This window comes from Exiguobacterium indicum HHS 31, from assembly GCF_001939065.1.
Classification (GTDB): Bacteria; Bacillota; Bacilli; order Exiguobacteriales; family Exiguobacteriaceae; genus Exiguobacterium_A; species Exiguobacterium_A indicum.
This window is the reverse complement of record NZ_MPSZ01000003.1, coordinates 73131-94374: the sequence shown is the minus strand read 5'-3', so window position 1 is coordinate 94374 and position 21244 is coordinate 73131. Positions and strand designations below refer to the sequence as shown.

Below are 21244 nucleotides of genomic sequence, written 5' to 3'. Positions count from 1 at the left end.
TATGAGATAGCAAAACTATTTTTTGAGAAACCGCGTATTCCATCCATACATCTCTTATACAGCATACGTTGTCGATTTTCCCATTCGTCCGTCAAGATGAAGCAAATGGGAAACGAAGGAAGTGAAGCAATGGATATACGCGGGAGATGGATTTCAGCAAAACAGATGGAAACCCGATTGTCGACGCATCAACTCATTCCAGCCGTGACGTTTACGTGTCAGCGGTGTGGAGCCTTTCCGGTCAAAGGCCCTTGCACGTGCGGAAAACGTTGCTATTATTGTCGACGATGCATTGCTTATGGGAAGTTGCGCACATGTGATCAGCTCATTACGGATACCCGTCCGCTCGATCCGGTACATCCAGCACAGCATCAACCGATTCGTTTGACACCTGCTCAAACGACTGTCGCGACGGCTATCGAACAGACGATTCTCCGTGGTGGAAGGTTGCTAGTTCACGCGGTTTGTGGAGCAGGGAAGACACCGATGTTCTTCCCCGGTATCGAAAGAGCATTGGCGAACGGAAAGCGTGTTCTTGTGACGGCGCCACGTGCGGATGTCGTCCGTGAATTGACGCATCATATCAAACAGGCATTTCCGACTGCTCACGTCGTATCTTTATATGGTGGATCAGCGGATCGTCTTCTCTTAGGTGAAATCACGGTCAGCACGACACATCAACTGATTCATTACCGGTCTTGTTTTGATGTCGTCTTATTAGATGAAGTCGATGCCTTTCCGTTTCATATGAACTGGACGCTACATCGATACGTCAAACGGGCGATGACGCAAAAAGCAGCGTTGATTTTATTAAGTGCGACGCCATCGATGTGGCATCGTCGCTATCCGACAGTACGATTAATGCGGCGTTATCATGGACATCCTTTACCGGTTCCCCGATTGAAGTCACCGTTTACGATGCAGTCGATCGTTGAGTGGTTGCATCAGTATGAACAGCAACCGCGTCTCGTGTTCGTCCCCCGAATCGCAGCGCTCGAAGCATGGCAAACACGATTGAAAGAAGTCGGTATTGATGTGACGACCGTCCACGCGGAAGATCCGGACCGCATTGAGAAAATCCAAGCATTTCGTACGACGAACGGTATTTTGCTCACGACGACGATTTTAGAGCGTGGCGTGACGATTTCTAACGTACAAGTGGCCGTCCTGGATGCTGATCAAGGGTTTAGTACGAAAGCCTTGATTCAAATCAGTGGTCGTGTCGGACGAGATGCGGCTTACCCGGACGGGGATATTTCATTTTTCGCCAATGATCGGTCGGATGCCCTATTTTATGCCATCCATCAGATTCAAAAAGCGAATCGATGGACGACTTCATGAAGTGTTTATGCTGTCAGCATGACTTTATACCTAACTGGGAACTGAGTAATATGTGGACTAGCCAAAACATTTGTAATCCCTGTAAAATGAAATTTGTAAAAAGTGGTGGATGTGTGGACTGTGGCAAACCAGGTATCGATCTCTGTCAGGACTGTCGACGATGGCAAAATCTCGGTTTACCACTTCATACCCGTACGATGTATCTTTACAATGAGGAAGCGAAGGCATTCATGCATCGTTATAAATTTTTAGGAGATACTGTCCTAATTCGGATGTTTACTGATGAGTTGAAGAAGGTAAAAATGAGAAGAGGATGGATCGTTCCGATTCCGCTTAGCCGTGACCGCTTGTCTGAGCGAAAATTCAATCAAGCAGAAGAAATCGCTAGACGAATGAATGGGAAGGTCACCTTAGCATTAAAGCGCGACGAAGGGACACCACAGAGTAGGAAATCAAGAGAAGAACGTCTTAAACGATCGAATCCATTTCATGTCACGAAAGAAGTTGCAGGGAAAAATATCTTGCTGGTCGACGATGTCTACACAACAGGAATAACACTCCGGCAAGCGATGGTGCGTCTCAAGGAAGCGGGCGCAAGTGAAATTTCTGCAGTAACTTTATTTCGGAGTATTTAATATTTCGTCATTCCTGCCGATACTCTGAATGAGGTGAAGGAAATGGATGTAGTAAACTGCAAATCTTGTGGGAAAATTTTCATGAAACAATCTTCTGATCTTTGTCCGACGTGTATGCGTCAAGATCATCTGAATTTCGAAAAGGTACGCGAATTCTTGCGAGAGCGGCGGAAAGTCCGAACTTCACCGAATGATGTCGAGATACAAACAGGAGTCAAACGCGAGACCGTCTTTCGTTATATCAAGGAAGGGCGCTTGTTGATTTCTGAGATTTCTCAAATGGAAATCACGTGTGAGAGTTGCGGAAAACCCTCTCATGAAGGGACGATTTGTGCTGACTGTCGTGAAAAATTGCGACGTGACCTCGCCCAAGCGATGCAAGATTCTGTGGACCCTTCGAAACCGAGAACGTATCGAACTTAAATCAAGAATCTCGTAATCTAGAAAGCAGGTGTTCACATGCGAATTGATTCGACTAAATGGGTGAACATGCCCAAGACGTATGAAAGAAATCAACCCGTAGAAGGAACCGAAACAAAACGAATGAATCGAACAGACGAAGTGACGATTTCAAAAGAAGCACGCGTGCGCTTCGAAGGAACGACTTCATCGCGGGCAGATAAAATTGCCTCCCTTAAACAAGCCATTCAGGATGGAACCTATAAACCGGATGCGAATAAAATCGCGGAACGTTTCTTGAACTTGTAATAAGGTGAATGAAACTGACATTAGAAGCGACTCGGGGCACGGATGCGCGGGTCGCTTTTTATATGAAACGATAGCAAGGTAGTAAAGTAGTCGGACTCATGATAAAAGGAGCAAACACGATATGGAAATCATCCGACAGTTGACGGAGGCGCATGAAGCGTTACTAGCGCTCGCACTCTCGAAAAAAGAGGCATTGATTCAAAACGACATGAGTCGCCTTTCGAAAATCGTCAAGGAAGAACCCGTTTTGCTAAAACGCATCGCGACATTAGAGCAAGAACGCATCGAATACATGGGAACCGTGACGATGACGGAGTGGATCGCGTCACACCCTGAAGATGTCGAAACGCTTCGTGCTCTCTTAGCGACGATGGGGCAACTGCGAAAAGCGAATGCGCTGAACGCAGAGTTATTGGAACAATCGTTACATTACATCGAATGGCATTTGCAATTGCTCGTACCGGAAGCGGATGACTTTACATATGGTCAATCGACGTTTGACCGGACACACTTCAATCGAAATGCATAAGGAGGAAGTCGAATGGGTTCAACATTCATGGGGCTTGAAACGGGACGTCGTGCGCTGACGACGAGTCAATGGGCGTTACAAGCGACAGGAAATAACGTATCAAATGCCGGAACAGCAGGATTTTCAAGACAGCGTCTCGTCCAAGCGACAACGGAACAACTTTCGGTCTCCCTAGGCGGCGGAAAAAACGTTCAATTCGGAACCGGTGTCCGTGGAGAACTCGTCGAGCGATTACGTGACGTAATGGTCGATAAACAATATCGCGATGAATCGACGAAGTATGCGTACTATTCAACGAAAGCAGCAGCATTCGGGCGAATGGAAGATATCATCAACGAACCGTCTGAAACGGGGCTCGCGAAAACACTCGATAGTTTTTGGGCATCGTTACAAGGATTGTCAAAGAACCCGCAAGACTCGGGAGCGCGAAGCGTCGTTCGGCAGCAAGCGGATACCGTGTCAAAGACATTCAACTACTTAGCGACTTCTTTGACGAAGGTACAAGGGGACTTAAAGAATGAACTAGACGTCTCGACGAAAAAAGTAAATGATCTCCTTCAGAAAATCTATAACGTCAATACACAAATTCACGAAATTGAACCGATTGGCGTCTTGCCAAACGACTTATACGATGAACGTGATCGTTACTTCGATGAATTATCGACATATGTAGATTTCGAAAAGGAATCAATCGATGCATCGGACATCATCTCAGGCAACATGGGGAATGCGGCGAAGATTGCGGAAGGTCGTGTAAACGTCAAGCTGATCATGCCTGGCGGGGTCACCTCTGAGGTCGTCAATATGAAGACGGATACAAAAGCACGTTCGATCGAATTCACGACGGATCCTACGACAAAAGCAATCACTGGATACAACACTACAACAGGACCAGTTTTATTCACAGCATCAAATAGCTTTTCAAACGGTAAACTTTGGGCTTTATTACAAATGCACGGTTACCAAAGAGATGGTGAAACGACACTGACAGGTGAATATCCTAAGATGCTCGATAATCTAGATAAGATGGCTGCTGCTTTTGCGAAGGAATTTAATGATGCTCATTCAAAAAACTTCATTAAATCCAAGGATGCTTCTGGAACTGTCAGCAATACGTATGGGACAAATGAATTTTTTGTTGCTTCAGATGGTGGAACGGTCAAGGCCGGAACGATTTCAGTCGGAGATACGATTTGGAAAGACCTTTCGAACATTATGAGTTCACGAGACGGAAATATCGGGGATGGTTCTGGGGCATTGATCTTAGCCAACATCAAAACAACATCATTGAGTGATTTAAGTGCTCCGATCGGTTCGTTCTATCAATCGATCATCGGTGACATGGGGGTAGCGACAAGCCAAACGATTGACCTAGGAAAAAATGCTAGTGTTTTGATGGAGAATGCCGATCAACGCCGAATGTCAGTCTCAGCAGTCTCACTCGACGAAGAGATGACGATGATGATTCAGTACCAGCATGCATATAACGCAGCGGCGCGAAACATCACGACGGTCGATGAAATGCTCGATAAAATCATTAACGGTATGGGATTAGTCGGTCGCTGATAAGGAAGGAATGAGGACATGCGGGTCACACAAACGATGCTGACGAAGACGAATATTGGTCATTTATCTTCGAGTTACCAAAAACTAAGTACGTTACAAGAACAACTAATTAGCGGTAAAAAAATTCAAAAGCCGTCTCAAGATCCAGTCGTTGCAATGCAGGGGATCCGGTACCGGACAGAAGTCCGGGAAGTCGATCAGTTCAAGAAAAATGTCGATGAAGCGACAGGCTGGATGGACCTAACCGATTCTGCTTTAGATGAAGTGACGTCTGCCATGCGCCGGATCAACGAATTGACGACACAAGCAGCAAACGATACGTATGATGGCACACAGCGGAAAGCCATCCAAAGCGAAGTTGGACAGTTGATTGAACACATCGGGACACTGGCGAATACGAAATATAACGAGAAGCAAATCTTTAACGGTACACAAACGGATCAACCGTTCATCAATATGGAAGAACTGAAAGCATTTTTAAAAGACACTGTAAATACCGCAGACGTTGATAAGATTTTTACAGAAACCCTCGGAACAAGTGACGGAAAGATCGAGTATGAAGTGTCTTCAGGAATCAAGGTACAAGTCAACGTCACACCTACAGATGGTGGTGACGGTGGTGTGTTTGGAAAAGATACGTTCACGACGCTAAAGAAGTTATTTAATGCACTCGGTGGTACAAAAGCAGATGGAAGTCCTGGCAGTAGCACAAATAACGGAACCGAATTATCCGGCATGTTGAAAGATTTAACGGCGATGTTGAACAAAACGGTCGAAGTACGTTCGGATTTAGGGGCACGCGTGAATCGACTAGAACTAAATGCGTCGCGCTTAGAAGATCAAGAAATCATCGCAAAAACTGTCATGTCTGATAACGAAGACATCGAAACCGAACAGGTCATTATGGAACTGAAGTCACATGAAACGTTGCACCGTGCTGCACTCAGTGCCGGAGCACGCATCATCCAACCATCGTTACTTGATTTTCTTCGATAAGGGGTGAACCGGGATGAATCTTCCTCACTTAGAGATGCGACAGACCTCTGCTAAAATCGGTATGCAGACGACACCACTTGAGATGCGGCAAACGCAACGTCCGGCTGATCTTTCGATTGAACAACCGCAAGGGGAGCTAACGATTGAAACTGTAGCGGCTCGTCTCGAAATCGATTCGTCGCAAGCTTGGATCGAGATGGGACGAATCCCAGCATTCGAATCCGTCAGACGGTATGCGGATCTTGGTCAACAAATGGTACGTGAAGGAACGGGACGCGTCGCGAGTGAAGGAGATCAGTTGATGCGGATCGAGCAAAAAGGCGAGGTCATCGCGCGGATTGCGAAGATGAACGATACGCCTCCAGCAGAAGTGACGACGATGGGCTTCATTCCTCGGAGTTTGGACCGGGTCAAAATTAATTTCACACCGGCTGAAGTGAATGTTCGTTACACTGCTCGTAAGCCGGTCATCGATGTCACGACGCATCGTCCGGAATTAGAGGTCACGGAAGGGAAAACAGACATTTTCCTCCGGGAACGAAATCAGCTAGATATGTGGCCAGTGGGCGGCATATACGACGAGAAAGGATAATATTATGCAAATCGAAACAGATTTTTTTGGGGCGATTACGATCGAGCCAAGTGAGATCATTACCTTCGCTTCTGAATTACCGGGGTTTCCGGATGCCAAACAATTCGTCTTGTTGCCGTTTGGAGAAGGGGTACCGTTTTGGTCCTTCCAATCCATTGATCAGCCGGAATGCGCATTCATCGTCACGAATCCGTTTTGGATCGATCCGGACTATGTCTTTGAATTAACGGATTCTGCAAAAGAACAGTTGAGTATCGAAGAAACAGCGCAAGTCGCTGTATACACGACGGTGACGTTACGTGAGCCTTTCCAGGAATCGACGACGAACTTACGGGCACCATTTGTTATGGAAACGAAACAGCGTCTCGCGAAACAAATCATCTTAGAAGATACATATCCGAATCGTCAAAAGATTGGAAGTCTGACAGAAGTAGGTGGACGCTGATGCTCGTATTAAAACGAAAGAACGGCGAAGCGATTCAAATCGGAGATGATATCGAACTGACGATTCTTGCAATTGAAGGAGATCAAGTTAAGCTCGGAATCCGTGCTCCGCGACAAGTCGACATCCATCGGAAGGAAGTCTATTTAGCCATCCAAGAAGAGAATACGGAAGCATCACGGAGTACAGGGTTGATCGGACAACTCTTGAAACAACAAGAAAAGTAAGGTCAAGTGAATGCCAGTGTATCCTCTCGTGATTCAGGCATTCTCTGGAAAAAAGAATACAAATCGACTCCCTGCACGTATCATACGAGTGCAGGGAGTCTTTCTTATCATGAAATAAATGCTCAAACGCGTTGAATCGTGTATAGTAAATGGAGAAGAAAAGAAACCTTTTGAATCAAAGAGGGAGTTGTCAGGAATGAATGAGACGAAGCAGCTGAAAAAAGACGCGAACCGTGTACTAAAAGCGACGAGTCGCACCTTCTATATCCCGATTAGTCGACTATCGCAAGACTTACAGGAAGCGGTCGGTGCTGCTTATCTATGCATGCGTGCCATCGATGAGATCGAAGACCATGAAGAACTAGCGACGGACATCAAGACGACGTTACTACGTGAGACGGCATTGATGATGCGTGGCACGTTCTCCGCTACGGCCTATCTCGAGTTGATCGCGCCTTACACGGCGCATCTGCCGGAAGTGACACTCCGTCTACCGGAGTGGATCGCCTATTGTCCGGCCGCAATTCGTCCGAAGGTCCTCGATTCGACGGCGGAGATGGCAGAAGGAATGGCGGTCTGGGCAGAGCGCGACTGGACAGTCAAAACAGAAGCGGATCTCGATGAGTACACGTATTATGTCGCTGGACTTGTCGGTGTGATGCTGTCAGACATTTGGTACTGGAAAGCAGGCATTGTCACGGATAAGCAACAAGCGATTGGATTTGGTCGTGGTTTACAAGCCGTCAACATTCTGCGTAACCAACAGGAGGATGCGGAGCGTGGTGTCGGTTACTTCCCACCTGGTTGGACGACGGATACGATGTTTGCTTATGCGCGTGAGAATCTCGCAGAAGCCGACGCCTACCTTGCGTCCATTCCGAAGGAGACGACGATTTATGAATTCTGTCACATTCCACTTGCACTCGCGCATGGAACGCTGGATGCCCTTGCAAGAGGGAAGGAGAAACTCAGTCGTCCGGAAGTCTTGAAGATCGTCGGAGCTGCTGTACTAAAACGATAAGCACAAACGAACAAGCCGCCCGTTTCCATAGAGGAAGCGGGCGGCTGTTTTTGTCTGTCATCGTAAGATATACATCGTCAATCCAATCAGTGCGGAACCGATCCAAATGAGAAGAACCGCTCGTCCGTAAGGGAACCGATACCCGGCGCGACGCGAAACGAGTAAACCGATCCCCATGATCGTCAGTGCGATGAAAAACGTCAAGAACACGGAGAGTTGCTGCATTCCGATTTCCTCCCATCAGTGCAAGTCAGCTAAGTACGCGAGTACTTTCTCTTCATAGGCTTTTCGATCGTGGGCATACGACTGGACATGACCGCCGTTCTCTGTCACATAAAGTTCCGATCGTGGCGCTGCCTTTTGAATCTTCATACTTTCCGTCACTGGAATCGCATCGTCATCTTTCCCGTGGATCAACAGGATCGGGTAATCAATCCGTCGGACGGATTCGACCGGTTTGACGCGTTCGGGATTGAGTCCTGTCAACGGAGGTGTGATTTCTAGAATGATCGGTGTGAACGGGAAATTCGGTAGCCCGCTCCAAACCGGAAGATTCGTGGCGAGATAGTTTTCTAAATCACTGAATGGACTATCGGCGATGACGCCGACGACATCGGCATTCGGAGCGGTGACGAGCGAAGTCGCCGCGCCCATCGAGATACCATAGAGCACGACCGGCTTCGCCGAACGTGACTTCGCGTACCGCACAGCCGTCAACAAGTCGTCTTGCTCCTTGGCTCCGACAGTGACGCGTTTGCCGTCCGATTCACCGGAACCCCGGAAATCAAACGTCAACACATTATAGCCGGCATCATGAAATTTCTTAAAGAGCGGTAGAACCGGAACATCTTCTTGCTCTCGGTTCTTCCCGTATCCATGCGCAAAGACGATTGTTAACTTTGCATCCTCACTCGGCATCCACCAGCCGGATAAGCGGGTCCGATCTTTATAGGACCGAAATGTCACGTCCTCATAGTCTAGATTTTCTGCCTTCTTCGGATTTGTTGTCAGTGCCTCGCGCTCTGGTTGTGTCAAGGATGAGCCGACATAACCGGAAATACCAACAATGATGACGACGACTAAGGTGACGATGATGATGATGGTAGCAATGATTTTTTTACGATGTTTTTTCCACACCCGCGTTCCTTCCTTTCGTTCGGTTAATGGATATCTTTTTTCTTGAAGCGACCGCCATGGACATCATGGATGTTGCCGATCGCAATAAAGGCTTGTTCATCAAAGTCACGAACGATGTCTTTCAACTTTGATTCTTCCAAGCGACTGATGACACAAAAAATCACTTTTTTCCCATCACCCGTAAAGGCACCTTCTCCATTTAAGTATGTCATGCTTCGTCCGAGACGATCCATGATCGCAAGACCAATCTCTTCATAGTTCTCGGAAATGATCCAGACGCTTTTCGATTGATCGAGTCCATCGATGACGACGTCGATCGTCTTGAAAGCGACGAAATATGTAATCAAGGAATACATAGCTCGGTCCCATCCAAAGACAAAACCAGCGGCTCCTAAAATGAAGACGTTGAAGAACATGACGATCTCTCCGACTGAAAACGGTGTCGATCGGCTAAACGAGACAGCAAGAATCTCCGTTCCATCGAGTGATCCACTCGAACGGATGACGATGCCAACACCGATTCCGAGAATCAATCCACCAAAGACGGTCGCGAGTAAGTCGACGCTTGTCAACGGACCGATGTGTTCGAGGAGTTTCGTTGCGATCGCCATGATGAAGATCGCGTATAACGTCGATAGGGCGAACGTCTTCCCGATCTGTTTGTAGCCGAAGAAGATAAACGGGATATTCAGGAAGAATAACCAAAAGGCGAGGGTCGTGTCCGTGACTTTCGAGCCGATGATCGAGATCCCGACGATTCCGCCATCGATGATGTTATTCGGAACTAAGAATCCTTTCAGACCGATTGCAAAGATGATGGCACCGATCGTTAGCATGAGGAGACGTCGAAAGAGTTGACCTTTCGTCGAACGACGATGATGTTTTATCGGTAGTGGGGACTGCATGTCATTCCTCCCATCTAGAGTAAATTACTTTAAGATTACTATAACAAAAAAGCACGAAGACGTCTGTGAACGTCTTCGTGAGTGAGTCAAGGGGTGTAACGTAACGATTGGAAGAAGCGCATGATCTGTTCGGCTTCCGTTTCGTTCGTATATTCCCCCATATATTGTCCGTCTTGCTGACCGATGATCGTGACAGTACAGGTGACGAGTTGCAGCCCTTCGTTTAATCGAATCTCACACGTCGCTGCATGTGAAGGAAGGGGTGTCTCAGTCGAGAAATACAAGACCTTCGTACTTGTCTGATGTGCCTGTAAGTCAGAAAAAGCGAGCGTGAAGGACTCCGTATGATGTGTCAGCATCCGGATCTTTCCGGGAACGGAAAACCGTGGAACCGTATCACTCGATAAGGCACAAGCCTCGATCGGATAGAGAATTTCTCGAATTAAAAAGCCTTCCATCACATCACTCGGAACAGGTCGACTGAAGAGATATCCTTGGATGCATGGACATTCGAGCATCCGAAACGTATCGAGCTGCTGAATCGTTTCGATGCCTTCTGCTACGACATGTAGGTTAAATTCGTTCGCCATATACAAGATACTTTTAACAATCGCTTGTGCTTTCGCATCATCGTAAATGTGCGTCGCGAACTGACGATCGATTTTGATGACGTCGATCGGATAACGTTGCAAATAGACCATCGAAGAGTAACCTTTACCGAAATCATCTAAGGCGATCCGGACACCCAGGGCACTGACCGATTCAAGTGTCCGACTCGTCATCGGATCATCCATGATGAGGGCCGCTTCTGTGATCTCAAGTTCAAGCAGGGTCGGATCGAGCGCATATCGTGTTAAGGTCTGTTCGATTTGATGCTCGAATCTTGGAATCAACAGCCGCTTTGGTGAGACATTGATCGAGATCGGGACGAGAGAGGCACCGGTCTTGGACCACTCGTTCATCTGCCGGCAGGCTGCTTCGAGCACCCAGTCCCCGATGTCGATATGCAGCGCACTTTCTTCTGAGAGCGGAATGAAGTCGTTCGGCGGGATTCGTCCCCATTCTGGATGTTGCCAGCGGATCAAGGCTTCCATTCCGACGATCTTCCCCGTCCAGCTATCGACCTTTGGTTGGTACTCGAGGAACAACTGATCACGTTCAATGGCATAATGCAAGTCTTGCTCCAAACGATAGCGCCGATAATAGTCAATATCGAGATTCGAAGCATAATGATGAAACGCACTGTGATCGTCGCGTCGTGAGCGGCGGAGTGCTGTGTAAGAATGCTTTAATAACTCAACGGCGTCCGTGCTGTCTTGAGGATAGCGACTGATGCCGATCGAAACCCGGGCGAACAAGGCGTAGGGTTCAATTGAAATTGGTTGTGTCGAGATCGTAAGTAGTCTTTCCGCACACGGCGTGACATCTTGTTCATAGTCGGTCGAGACGAGCAGTGCATATTCATCCCCACCGAGGTGACCAAGAAAGACCTCGTCCGGTTTGACATCGTTTAAGCGGGCAGCAGTCGCTTGGAGCCACTGATCGCCGGAACCGTGACCGAACGCGTTATTGATCTCCGTAATGCGGTTGAAAGAAACCGAGAGAACGAAAAAAGGAACAGTGCGTGCTTGCCACGATTCAATCGTCTCAATCAGTGCTTGGCGATTCGGGAGACCGGTCACGACGTCTCGGAGAGCGAGTTGCCGTAACTGTTCTTCGTACGCTTTTTGTAACGTGATATCATGCAAGATGCTGTTGGAATACGCAATTGATCCGTCAGAGTGAAAAATTGGAATTTGTTGATCCTCGACCCATTTGATCCGTCCATCGGGAAAACGGAGACGGTACTGAAGTGTTCCGGCATGCCCTTGTAACAAGCGTTGCATGAACTTTCGCATCGCATCGTGATCTCGAGGATCGATTCGCGACAATAACCACGTATCATTTAAAATCAAATTTTTTGGTAACTCCTCGTAGATGTGCAAAAAACCTTGCGAATGAAATAAAATCCGTCCGGTCGTCAAATCAATTTGTGAGATCGCCGCGTTCACAGCCTCATAAATGTCACGGGCTTGTGCGCGTTCCATCTTCAATTGTTGACGAGCCGCATCGATTTCCGATAAGTCATACAAGACGATTGAAGCCTGATGCGCATGGCCTGCGCGACGTACTGCCTTCAAGCGCAACAATTGATACGAACCGTCTGACGTCAACAAGGACAGCTCTTGTTCGAACTGGTCCTGCTTTCCTGCTGCCATGCGCTCGATCTCAAAGCGGAGCGGGTCAAAATCCCAAGGATGAATCCGTTCGAGTAACCGTTGTTGCTCGATTGATGACTGTTCTTCCCTTAGCCCGAGAAACTTGAGAAGTGACGGTGAAGGCTCGATTTGATGCGACCGTAAGTCATAATAGAATAAGACTAACTCAGGCACTTGCTCGGTCAGCTCCAGTTGGGAGCGAATTTCCGAGACGTCTTCTTCGAGTTGTTTTTCACGTGTCACATCACGTGCGACGCCATAGACACCGATGACATGTCCTTCCTGTTCAATCGGCATGTTCGTGATCTTTAAGGTGACGAGATGTTGGTCTGCGTGCAACCCTCTTGCTGTATAATGAACCGTTTCCCCTTGTAACGCACGCTGGAAAAATTGCGAGACCGCCTCCATTTGATCCGGAGGATTAAACACGGAAAAGTGCTCGTATAAGGTATGTTCCGAGTATCCTAGGATTTCTGGAAGATGTTCATTGAAATAGATGATCGTACCAGCAGCATCAAAGACAAAAATCGCATCGGTTTGATGATGGAAAAAGGCTTCTGATTGTTCAAGACGAGATACTTCAAGCCCACCGATATGAATCGGTGCCGTATCTGATCGTCGGATTGTTTTCATGGCCTCAAAAAACGCCATCTCTTCACCTCCATACGTAGTAACGCTTCAGTCTTACTATCGGATGAAGGGGAGGATCGTTGCAATGATTCCTTAAACAATAGACTATTATTTCAAAAAAACGAATGGAAAGTTAGAAAACGATGCAATTTTATTTCAAAATTAAGAGGTCAAGTACGACAAAAAACGAAGCTCAACGGTATGAGCTTCGTTTTATATGTTAAATCGCTAAATCGACCGAAGTGTCACTGGCGTTCGGATCCACATCTGCTCCTTGATCCGGTGCGCCTGGCATGTCACCATCCGGACCATGTCCGTGTCCTGGACCATGACCATCGCGTGCTGGACCTTTTTTGAGGTCAGCGTAGCTTGAGACCTTATCTGCGCGGGACTGGATGTGTTCCTTGATTTGTTTCGCTTGTTTTTCTGTCAGCTTGCCATCTTTGACTTGTTGATCAATCGCAGCAGTTTGTGCTGTCAGGACGGCTTTCTCGAAATCGGCGTACGCGATGTTGTTTGCTTCCGCGAATTCAGGTAAGGGTTGATTCGCCTCCTTGAACTTCGCTTCATCGAGTCCAAGTGCTTTTAGGATCGCTGACGTCGAGTCGCCGAATACGCCACCTGATCCATGGTCACCACGCTTGCCGTGTTCGCCGCGATCGGGAAGATCGTCGTAGCTCTTCGCGTCCTTATATTCCTCAGTCAGACGAGACTTGATTTCCGTTGCTTGTTTTTTCGTCATCTTCCCGTCTTTGACGAGTTGATTGAGTTCGCTCGTCTGCGCTGCAAGCAATGCTTTTTTATAGTCGGCGAATTTGATCGACTGTGCCTTCGCATAAGCAGCAAGTGATTGATTCGCTGCGTCGAATTTCGACTGGCTCAGTCCAAGTGCCTTCAGGACATCGGCGATCAATGATTCATTGAAGAAACCGGATCCACCGTGGCGACCCATCGGCATCTTGTCTTTGAGTTCATCGTAGCTCTTGACGCCACTGAACCGTTCCGTTTGACGCTTCAGCATGTCGTCTGCTTGCGTTTGCGTTAAGTCGCCTGATTTGACGAGACTTGCCAGTTGTTCCTTCGCTGCTGCGAGTTCCGCCTTCTTGTAATCAGCGAACGAGATCCCTTTTGCTTTCGCGAGATCGGCGATTGATTGTCCTTTCTCCCGGGCAGCATCTGCCTCAGCTTGTGTCAGGTTCAATTTTTTCAAGAGTAGCGTCATGTCGTGTTTTTTCATACCTTCGAAGTGGTGCCCGTGTTTCGCTTGTTTTGTCGTGCTCGAGTCGTCGTTCGTCGCAGCATATGCTGACGCGCCTCCGACCGTTAATGCGCTAATTGTCAATGCAGTGATCCATTGTTTTTTGAATGTCATGGGATGATCACTCCTTTCACCTTTTATGGTAGAGGGTGACGACAGAGAAGTTGTGAGGAAGTTGCAAAGAAACTGCGAAGAAAGGCAAATGCGGGCAAAAAGGCGCTACACTAAGAGTGGAGGGATGATGATGAACGTACTATTGATTGAAGATGAACAAAAATTAGCGCAAGTGACGGCACGTTTTCTGCGTCACCATGCGTATGAGGTGACGATTGCTGGTTCGTTAGCAGAGGCGAAACAGTGCTTGACGACAGCGTTTGATGCCGTTTTGATCGACGTCCGCTTACCGGACGGTGACGGTTGGTCACTCGTACCAGGCATCAAATCACAAGTTCAGCCGCCGGTCGTCTTTATGATGACATCACGCGGCGAGGCAGATGATCGCGTCTTTGGACTCGAACTCGGTGCCGATGATTATCTCGTCAAACCGGTCGTCCTGAAGGAGTTGACGATCCGGCTCGAACGGGCATTAAAAGTCCGTCCGGTCGCTCGTCATGCGTTCGGTGACTTGACGATCGATGAGAAGGGACGCCAAGTCAAAACAGGTGAGCGGGCGGTCAGTCTCGCGAAGATGGAATTCGAACTGTTACTCTATTTCATCGAACATCTCGGGGAGGCACTCAGCCGGGATCAGATTCTCGACGACGTCTGGGGTTACGCATTCGGTGGCGATACCCGGACCGTCGACACGCACGTCAAACAATTACGGGATAAGTTGCCCGTCATTAAACAACAATTGAAGACGGTGCACCGGGTCGGTTATCGATTGGAGGCGATTGAATGAAACGACGTCCTTTGATCCGAAAATTCTTATACGCCGTCATCGGTCCCTTGCTCGTGATGGGCGTCCTCAGTTTCGTCTTGACGGCGTTCCTCGTCAATCGGTTCGCGGAAGGCGAACGGTACGATCAACTCGCGCGGGAAGCGAACATCATTAAACAGGCGATTGAAGCCGACACGCCGATTCCGCGTGACATTCAAGGTTTTTTGACGACCGATGGATTAACGCAACGGATCGGTGCGCGTGGACCAGCGGGACGGTTACCACTTTTAGATGGGCTGAAGAAAAAAGACGTCATCGAAGTGCAAGACGAACGGTTGCTGACATATCAGCTGACCGTTGACGGAACGCGGATTACGACGGTCCGGCAAGCGCCATTAGCAAGTAGCGCCCTCGACGGGGTTTACATTGCGATTGGACTTGCGTTACTCGTGACGTTGTTGCTGGCATCCTTGCTCGCTTATTACATGGGACGGCACCTGACGCGACCAATCGTGACGCTTCGGTCCGTCGCCCAAAAGATTGGTGCCGGCGAGACAGACGTCGTCTTGCCAGCACGACCGAAGGATGAAGTCGGGGAGTTAATTGACGCGGTCGACGAGATGCAGACACAATTGAAACAAAAGGATCATCTGCAAAAGACGTTCATTGCCGGCATCACCCACGACTTGCGGACGCCGCTTGCGATCATTCGAAACGAGACCGAGGCACTCGCGGCAGGTGTCATTCCCGTCGCTGAACTGCCCGACGTGACGACGAGCATCATCGAGGAGACGGATCGACTCGGTCATCTGATTGATGAGACGTTGCTTTATTCGAAGCTTGCTGGTGGACGGATGCCGCTTGAAAGAACGGATGTGGCACTCGATGAACTCGCGCTTGCGACAGTCGAACGCCTGCGCGGGACGTCCACGCAGCAAGGACTGATGCTGGCGACGGACCTTCAGCCGGTGAGGCAGTCCCTTGATTCACGCATGTTCGAACGTGTTCTGATCAACTTCTTGCTGAACGCTCTTTTTGCTTCACCCGTCGGCGGGACGGTCACCGTTCGTTTAACGGATGACGAATTGACGGTCGAGGATGAAGGAGCGGGAGTCCGAGCAGAAGACCGGGCGACGATCTGGGACGTCTACGTCAAACAAGAAGGCAGTGCCGGTCATGGACTTGGTCTTGCGATCAGTCGGATGATTCTTGATAGTCATCAGTTCGATTATGGTGTTCGCGACCGAAGTGGTGGGGGAGCGGTGTTCTACGTTCGGTTTTGATTGAACCAATTCGTTACACAAAAAGAGAGGTCAGTTCTCGGAAAGCTTTCCGGAACTGACCTCTCTTGAATTTCAACGATTATTCGCCTTCATTCGCATGAACGAGGCTTGGTTTAACGAGAGTATAGAACTCATCGCTCATCCCGACACGGCTTCCCATCTGGCAAGCGAGTTCGAGTGTTTCCTTATAGAAGTTCGCGACAAGATCGTGGTTCTTGATGTGCTCGTCTTGCATCGCCTTTTTGACCCCAAGGACGACTTTATCGATTTGCTCATCGGCATCATTACGGACCGGTACGACGTTTTCCGGAAGATCGACTTCCTTATCGTGTCCGTTGAAGCGGAACGAGGCACCGAATCCGAGGTGTTCGAGGAAGAAGTGTGGTAACAGTTTACTCGCGAAGAACTGATGCCATTCCGTCTCTTTCATCGCTTCCATGTCACGTTTGAACGACGTCGTTGCAAGTGCATAGCGATCGTGTGTATCCTTCATGAACTTCTCGAGGATCGGAACCTGCATTGCAAACGCATTCTTGAGCAAGTTATCGAGCTGTTCTTGCGTTAATTGTTCTTGTTCAGTCATCGCTTTAACCCCATTTCGTTTCGTTATCCCTATCGTAAGAAATTTAGACAATTCCGTCAAATCTTTTTCGAGAATAGAGTTTACCTATTTCACAAAAGGGAATCCATTACTATCAATCATTTTAGGGGGAGTCAGCATGAAACGAATCGCAATGACAGGGGTCTTACTCGGAGCATGTCTGACTCCGGTGACGGGATTTGCTGCAAGCAACGTGACGTATAGCAAAGGAGTCGTCGAAAACAAGACATTCGGCTATACAGTCAAGACGACAGATGTTTTGAAAAAGGCGATCCAACAAGATAAAGTTGAGTTCGTCAAGAACAAGACAGTCAAGTCGAAATACGGTGTCATCACGCGGAGCGGCACGTTCGCGTTGTACTATAAAGTTAAAGGAGCGGACCAACTGCTCGTCAACTTGAACTATGAGCCGAAGAAGCTCTCGAAAAAACAGTTCGACCGTGAAATCGGATATGGTACATATCTCGGGACGAAAGGGAGTAAAACGTACTACTACGTCTTACCGACGGAAGCCGTCAAAGGCGCTGTCGGCAAGAAAGCGATCGAGAACTTGATCGTCAAGGACGTCCCGCAGATGATGAAGACATTCAAACTGCAATGAGCACTAGCTTTTGCTAGTGCTTCTTTTGTTCGTTCGGTATAGTTGAAAATGAGGTGAATGAATATGGAATGGAACGTCACAGACGTCAAACAAACAACAGATGTATTACAACTCGAAAAATGTGTCAACGATCACGATGGTATTGAATTAAAGGTCGCAGCCGATTGGGTTGGCGAGAACGATTTCGCAATCTATGATGGCGAGCAATTGATTGGATATTTACAAGCGTTCGCGTACTTACCGACGGAATGGGAATTGAACGTCTTCGTCGATCCCGATTATCGGAAACAAGGTGTCTTCACGGCACTTGTCGAAGCGGCACGTGCGCGGGCAATGAAAGCAGGCGTCGAAGCATTTACGTTCGTCATTGACGACGCAAGTGAGTCAGGTCAAGCTGTCCTCGAAGGGTTAGGTGCTGAGTACCGGATGACAGAGTACAACATGGTTTTAAAAAAGGCACAGTTGTTCTTAAAAGCCGATCCGGATTTCGAATTACGTGAAGCGACAGCAGACGATCGTCCGTTCATCGTTGAGACGCTCGGTAAATCGTTCGGGAACACGGACGAAGAAGCGGAGTCAATCTATCGAGCGATCGAATCCGACGACCGAATCACCTTCATCGGTGTCGCAAACGGCAAACCGGTCGGTGTCATCCGTGCCTACCTTGCTTCCGATACGCAAGCGAGCATCCATGCGTTTGCGGTTCGTCCAGAAGCGCAAGGCAATGGTTACGGCAAAAAGATGCTGAAGCTGATGGTTCAAGCGTTGTTCCGGACCGGTCGGACACAGCTTGAACTCGATGTTGAAACAGATAACGACCGGGCACTCGATCTTTACAAAGAAGCGGGATTCGTCGTGCATCGTGGTTATCAGTTCCACGTGTTGGCGGTTTAAAATAATGAGCGATTGACGGATATTCCAGTGCATGCTGGATACTCAAGTTGCTCCACTCCTACAGGAAAAAGCGCATTTGCGCTGTCAGAGACAAACAAGACCCGGCTCTTTGCTTGAAGCGAAAGAGTCGCGGCTTGTGTCTCGCCTGAGGAAAGGGAGCAAGACTTGAGTACATTCGTCGATTGCTTTTTTTATGGTTATTATTACAGAAACTAAACAAAAACGTTGGAACCTTTTCTTTAATCCGTCGTATACTAGACATATGGAAAAAAAGAGGAGGCGACGTCATGGAGAGTCGACAGGATTCATTGCGGACGTTGAAATGGGTATCAGGTGGAATGGAAGCGGTGCTCGGGATTCCGCTTTTAGGTGGTTCAATCGTCATTTTCTCAGGTTACAATGCCCTGTGGTTGATGCTCGCGTTTCACATCGTCGTCGTCGTATTGACGGCACGTGCCGGGAACGTCTCAAAAGGGAATATCGTCGGGATCGTCGCATCAACGGTCGGGGTCATTCCGGTCGTCGGGATGTTCTTACACATGGCAGCAGCGATTACAATCTTACTTGACGCAGCACTCAGTAACCGAATCGTTACGCGAACACATGTCAAACACGTCGAACCGATTCGACCACGTCCGGTCCGTCGCGAGCAAGAAAAACAAGAAGACCATCCGTTCTGAGTTTTTTTCGTTGACAGCGAAAAACAAGCCGTGTAAAGTAAACAACAAGTTAAGCCATATCAATTACATCGACGACGCGGAGTAAGTATCGTCAACACTGCCGACCAAGCGAGTCAGGAATGGTGAGAGCCTGACACGGTAAGCTGAACGAGAATGGACCGCTGAGAGCCTGTTGAACCTTCGAGTAGACAGGACGGTTGCCCCCGTTACCGGGCTAGCTGGTTGTTGGACCAGCGACAAGTGGAGACGATTCTTCGTCTCAATCAGAGGTGGCACCGCGCGGATACAGGCGTCCTCTATGCATTAGCTAGTAGCTATGCGTAGAGGGCGTCTTTTTTGTACGTCAAATGCCGAATCATCCAACGCTCATCATATTTCTCAGGAGGCACGACACATGAAAAAAACATTGATCGCAGCGGCGAGCACGGCAGTCCTACTCGCAGGATGTGCAACGACAGAACCAGCAGAAGAGAAAAAAGCAGATAAGAAGGTCTTGCATACGATGGAGAGCTATGATCTCCTGTCGATTGATCCGGCAGATGCTATCACGTCAAACATCTTCAACCAAATCTACGAAGGACTCTATCGCTTCGACGCGAACAACGAACTTGTTCCGGCGGCAGCGAAATCACATAGTGTGTCTGAAGACGGAAAAGTCTATACGTTCAAGCTCGACCCGAATGCGAAATGGTCGGACGGAAAGCCTGTCACAGCAGAGAACTTCCGTTATGCGTTCGAGCGCGTCATCAAAACGAACTCACCGTTCGCTTACTTGCTCGAGCCAGTCGAAAAAACGACAGCGGTCGACGACGAGACACTTCGAATCGAACTGAAACGTCCGACACCATACTTCCTCAGCATGACGACGTTTGGCACGTATATGCCAGTCCGGGAAGACATCGTCAAAGCTGAAGGCGACCAGTTTGGAACGGATCCAAAGACGAACGTTTACAACGGACCGTTCACATTCAAGAAATATCAAGCGGAACAAGGTTATACGCTCGCGAAAAACGCTGAATATGCAGACCGGAAAAACGTCAAAATCGATGAAGTCGACGTTAAAATCATCAAGGATCCGATGCTTGCGATCAACCTATTCGAGTCAGGCGAACTCGATGTCGCACCACTCAACTCGGAGAACGTCGTTACGTACAAGGATCAAAAAGAGTACAACACGTTCAGCGATTCGCGGATGTTCTTCATCCGGATGAATGAAAAGACGAACGCGTTAAAAGATAAACAGACACGTCAAGCAATCGACGCGGCGTACGATAAAAAGGCGTTGACGGAGACATTGCTCGGAAACGGTTCACTGCCAGCGGATTACATCGTGCCGCAAGAACTTGATCCGAAGTACGATAGTACACGCCAAATCGAATCATCGTATGATGCAACAGCGGCGAACAAAGTGCTCGCAAACCAAAATCTTAAACTGACGATGTTGATTGAAGATGACGACGTCTCGAAAAAAATCGGCGAGTACATCCAAGGCGCGTTGAAGAAGCAGAATGTCGACGTGAAACTGTTGTCACTCCCGAAGAAAGAGCGTCTCGCGCGTGAAGGGCGAGGGGATTACGATTTGTCACTCGCGAGCTGGGCACCGGATTATCAGGACGCGACGACCTACTTGAATTTGTTCACGACAGGTAACCCATTCAACATGATGGACTACTCGAACAAGCAGTATGACCGTCTCTTGAAACAGGCTGAAAGTGAGCTCGACCAGGATAAGCGTCTTGCATTACTCAGTAAAGCCGAAAGCGTATTGCTTGATGATCAAGCGATCTCACCGGTCTACCAACGGAAGAATGCCTTCTTGCAAAACACAGAAGTGAAGAATCTCGCGCGACACAATGTCGGAACGGATATTTCCTATAAATACGTCGAAATCACCCGTAACTGACACCCGTATCCTCTTTTCCTGATGACACAAGGAAAAGAGGATTTTTGCATGGGAGAGATTTGGTAATTTTATTCTGAAATCAGGTCAATTCACTAAAACCGCTTTCATCATCAGCCGATAGAGAGAACGGTGAAAAGAAGAACCAAGAAGGGAAGTC

Annotated in this window: 23 protein-coding genes and 1 other annotated feature; of the genes, 17 read left to right on the top strand and 6 right to left on the bottom strand. The window is 48.3% G+C overall.

The window, feature by feature from the left end; genetic code table 11:
* Positions 1 to 129 precede the first annotated feature (129 nt).
* The 11 genes from N179_RS10230 (at position 130) to N179_RS10180 (ending at position 8057) form a co-directional block, all read left to right on the top strand.
* Complete coding sequence (locus tag N179_RS10230) at positions 130 to 1341, top strand: helicase-related protein (protein WP_158024761.1); 1212 nt, start codon at positions 130 to 132, stop codon at positions 1339 to 1341.
* A 230-nt stretch (positions 1342 to 1571) separates the two neighbouring features.
* Positions 1572 to 1976 carry a ComF family protein gene (locus N179_RS17150; RefSeq protein WP_241492574.1) on the top strand — a complete coding sequence of 135 codons (405 nt, stop codon included), beginning with the start codon at positions 1572 to 1574 and terminating at the stop codon, positions 1974 to 1976.
* An 81-nt stretch (positions 1977 to 2057) separates the two neighbouring features.
* Complete coding sequence (locus N179_RS10220; RefSeq protein WP_083639939.1) at positions 2058 to 2399, top strand: hypothetical protein; 342 nt, start codon at positions 2058 to 2060, stop codon at positions 2397 to 2399.
* Between the two features lie 36 nt (positions 2400 to 2435).
* Positions 2436 to 2684 (top strand): flagellar biosynthesis anti-sigma factor FlgM, encoded by a 249-nt coding sequence (flgM, locus tag N179_RS10215; RefSeq protein ID WP_023469293.1) that lies wholly within the window; start codon positions 2436 to 2438, stop codon positions 2682 to 2684.
* Between the two features lie 121 nt (positions 2685 to 2805).
* Positions 2806 to 3213 (top strand): flagellar protein FlgN, encoded by a 408-nt coding sequence (locus tag N179_RS10210; protein ID WP_055969024.1) that lies wholly within the window; start codon positions 2806 to 2808, stop codon positions 3211 to 3213.
* A 12-nt stretch (positions 3214 to 3225) separates the two neighbouring features.
* Positions 3226 to 4779 carry a flagellar hook-associated protein FlgK gene (gene flgK / locus N179_RS10205; RefSeq protein ID WP_055969021.1) on the top strand — a complete coding sequence of 518 codons (1554 nt, stop codon included), beginning with the start codon at positions 3226 to 3228 and terminating at the stop codon, positions 4777 to 4779.
* Between the two features lie 18 nt (positions 4780 to 4797).
* Positions 4798 to 5775, top strand: a complete 978-nt coding sequence (gene flgL / locus N179_RS10200) for a flagellar hook-associated protein FlgL (RefSeq protein ID WP_035396201.1) — start codon at positions 4798 to 4800, stop codon at positions 5773 to 5775.
* Positions 5776 to 5788: 13 nt separating this feature from the next.
* Positions 5789 to 6367: a DUF6470 family protein gene (locus N179_RS10195; protein ID WP_023469289.1), complete on the top strand. Its 579-nt coding sequence runs from the start codon at positions 5789 to 5791 to the stop codon at positions 6365 to 6367.
* Between the two features lie 4 nt (positions 6368 to 6371).
* Complete coding sequence (gene fliW / locus N179_RS10190; protein WP_035396203.1) at positions 6372 to 6812, top strand: flagellar assembly protein FliW; 441 nt, start codon at positions 6372 to 6374, stop codon at positions 6810 to 6812.
* Complete coding sequence (gene csrA, locus N179_RS10185) at positions 6812 to 7036, top strand: carbon storage regulator CsrA (RefSeq protein WP_023469287.1); 225 nt, start codon at positions 6812 to 6814, stop codon at positions 7034 to 7036. The genes fliW and csrA overlap by 1 nt, the downstream gene beginning before the upstream one ends.
* Before the next feature lie 196 nt (positions 7037 to 7232).
* The gene (locus N179_RS10180) at positions 7233 to 8057 is read left to right on the top strand and encodes a squalene/phytoene synthase family protein (protein WP_023469286.1); all 825 of its coding nucleotides are present in this window, start codon (positions 7233 to 7235) and stop codon (positions 8055 to 8057) included.
* A 57-nt stretch (positions 8058 to 8114) separates the two neighbouring features.
* Here N179_RS10180 and N179_RS16950 read toward each other — a convergent pair whose 3' ends face one another.
* The 5 genes from N179_RS16950 to N179_RS10160 form a co-directional block, all read right to left on the bottom strand.
* Entirely contained in the window at positions 8115 to 8282 is a 168-nt protein-coding gene (locus N179_RS16950) for a hypothetical protein (RefSeq protein ID WP_158024760.1), read from the bottom strand.
* Between the two features lie 15 nt (positions 8283 to 8297).
* Positions 8298 to 9194, bottom strand: coding sequence for an alpha/beta hydrolase (locus N179_RS10175; RefSeq protein ID WP_023469284.1), 897 nt, complete (start codon positions 9192 to 9194; stop codon positions 8298 to 8300).
* A gap of 23 nt (positions 9195 to 9217) precedes the next feature.
* Positions 9218 to 10099: a YitT family protein gene (locus N179_RS10170; RefSeq protein ID WP_035396207.1), complete on the bottom strand. Its 882-nt coding sequence runs from the start codon at positions 10097 to 10099 to the stop codon at positions 9218 to 9220.
* 86 nt (positions 10100 to 10185) lie between these two features.
* On the bottom strand, positions 10186 to 13008 hold the full coding sequence (locus N179_RS10165; RefSeq protein ID WP_075642826.1) for a sensor domain-containing protein: 2823 nt from the start codon (positions 13006 to 13008) through the stop codon (positions 10186 to 10188).
* A 199-nt stretch (positions 13009 to 13207) separates the two neighbouring features.
* A complete protein-coding gene (locus tag N179_RS10160; protein ID WP_075642825.1) occupies positions 13208 to 14359 on the bottom strand; it encodes a hypothetical protein in 1152 nt (383 codons plus the stop codon).
* 130 nt (positions 14360 to 14489) lie between these two features.
* On the opposite strand from N179_RS10160, the gene N179_RS10155 reads away from it, so the two are divergent.
* Together N179_RS10155 and N179_RS10150 are read left to right on the top strand one after the other, a co-directional pair.
* A complete protein-coding gene (locus N179_RS10155) occupies positions 14490 to 15146 on the top strand; it encodes a response regulator transcription factor (protein ID WP_075642824.1) in 657 nt (218 codons plus the stop codon).
* Positions 15143 to 16408, top strand: coding sequence for a HAMP domain-containing sensor histidine kinase (locus N179_RS10150; protein WP_075642823.1), 1266 nt, complete (start codon positions 15143 to 15145; stop codon positions 16406 to 16408). Before N179_RS10155 ends, N179_RS10150 begins: the two co-directional genes overlap by 4 nt.
* A gap of 79 nt (positions 16409 to 16487) precedes the next feature.
* Here the strand turns inward: N179_RS10150 and N179_RS10145 are convergent, their stop codons facing one another.
* Complete coding sequence (locus tag N179_RS10145) at positions 16488 to 16991, bottom strand: hypothetical protein (protein ID WP_023469278.1); 504 nt, start codon at positions 16989 to 16991, stop codon at positions 16488 to 16490.
* A gap of 136 nt (positions 16992 to 17127) precedes the next feature.
* On the opposite strand from N179_RS10145, the gene N179_RS10140 reads away from it, so the two are divergent.
* From N179_RS10140 to N179_RS10125, 4 genes are all read left to right on the top strand, one after another.
* On the top strand, positions 17128 to 17610 hold the full coding sequence (locus N179_RS10140) for a hypothetical protein (RefSeq protein WP_023469277.1): 483 nt from the start codon (positions 17128 to 17130) through the stop codon (positions 17608 to 17610).
* A gap of 63 nt (positions 17611 to 17673) precedes the next feature.
* A complete protein-coding gene (locus N179_RS10135) occupies positions 17674 to 18504 on the top strand; it encodes a GNAT family N-acetyltransferase (protein WP_075642822.1) in 831 nt (276 codons plus the stop codon).
* A 287-nt stretch (positions 18505 to 18791) separates the two neighbouring features.
* Positions 18792 to 19184: a hypothetical protein gene (locus tag N179_RS10130; protein ID WP_035396226.1), complete on the top strand. Its 393-nt coding sequence runs from the start codon at positions 18792 to 18794 to the stop codon at positions 19182 to 19184.
* A gap of 62 nt (positions 19185 to 19246) precedes the next feature.
* Positions 19247 to 19484 (top strand) — a binding site (T-box leader).
* Positions 19485 to 19578: 94 nt separating this feature from the next.
* Positions 19579 to 21087 carry a peptide ABC transporter substrate-binding protein gene (locus N179_RS10125; protein ID WP_075642821.1) on the top strand — a complete coding sequence of 503 codons (1509 nt, stop codon included), beginning with the start codon at positions 19579 to 19581 and terminating at the stop codon, positions 21085 to 21087.
* The last annotated feature ends 157 nt before the right edge of the window (positions 21088 to 21244 follow it).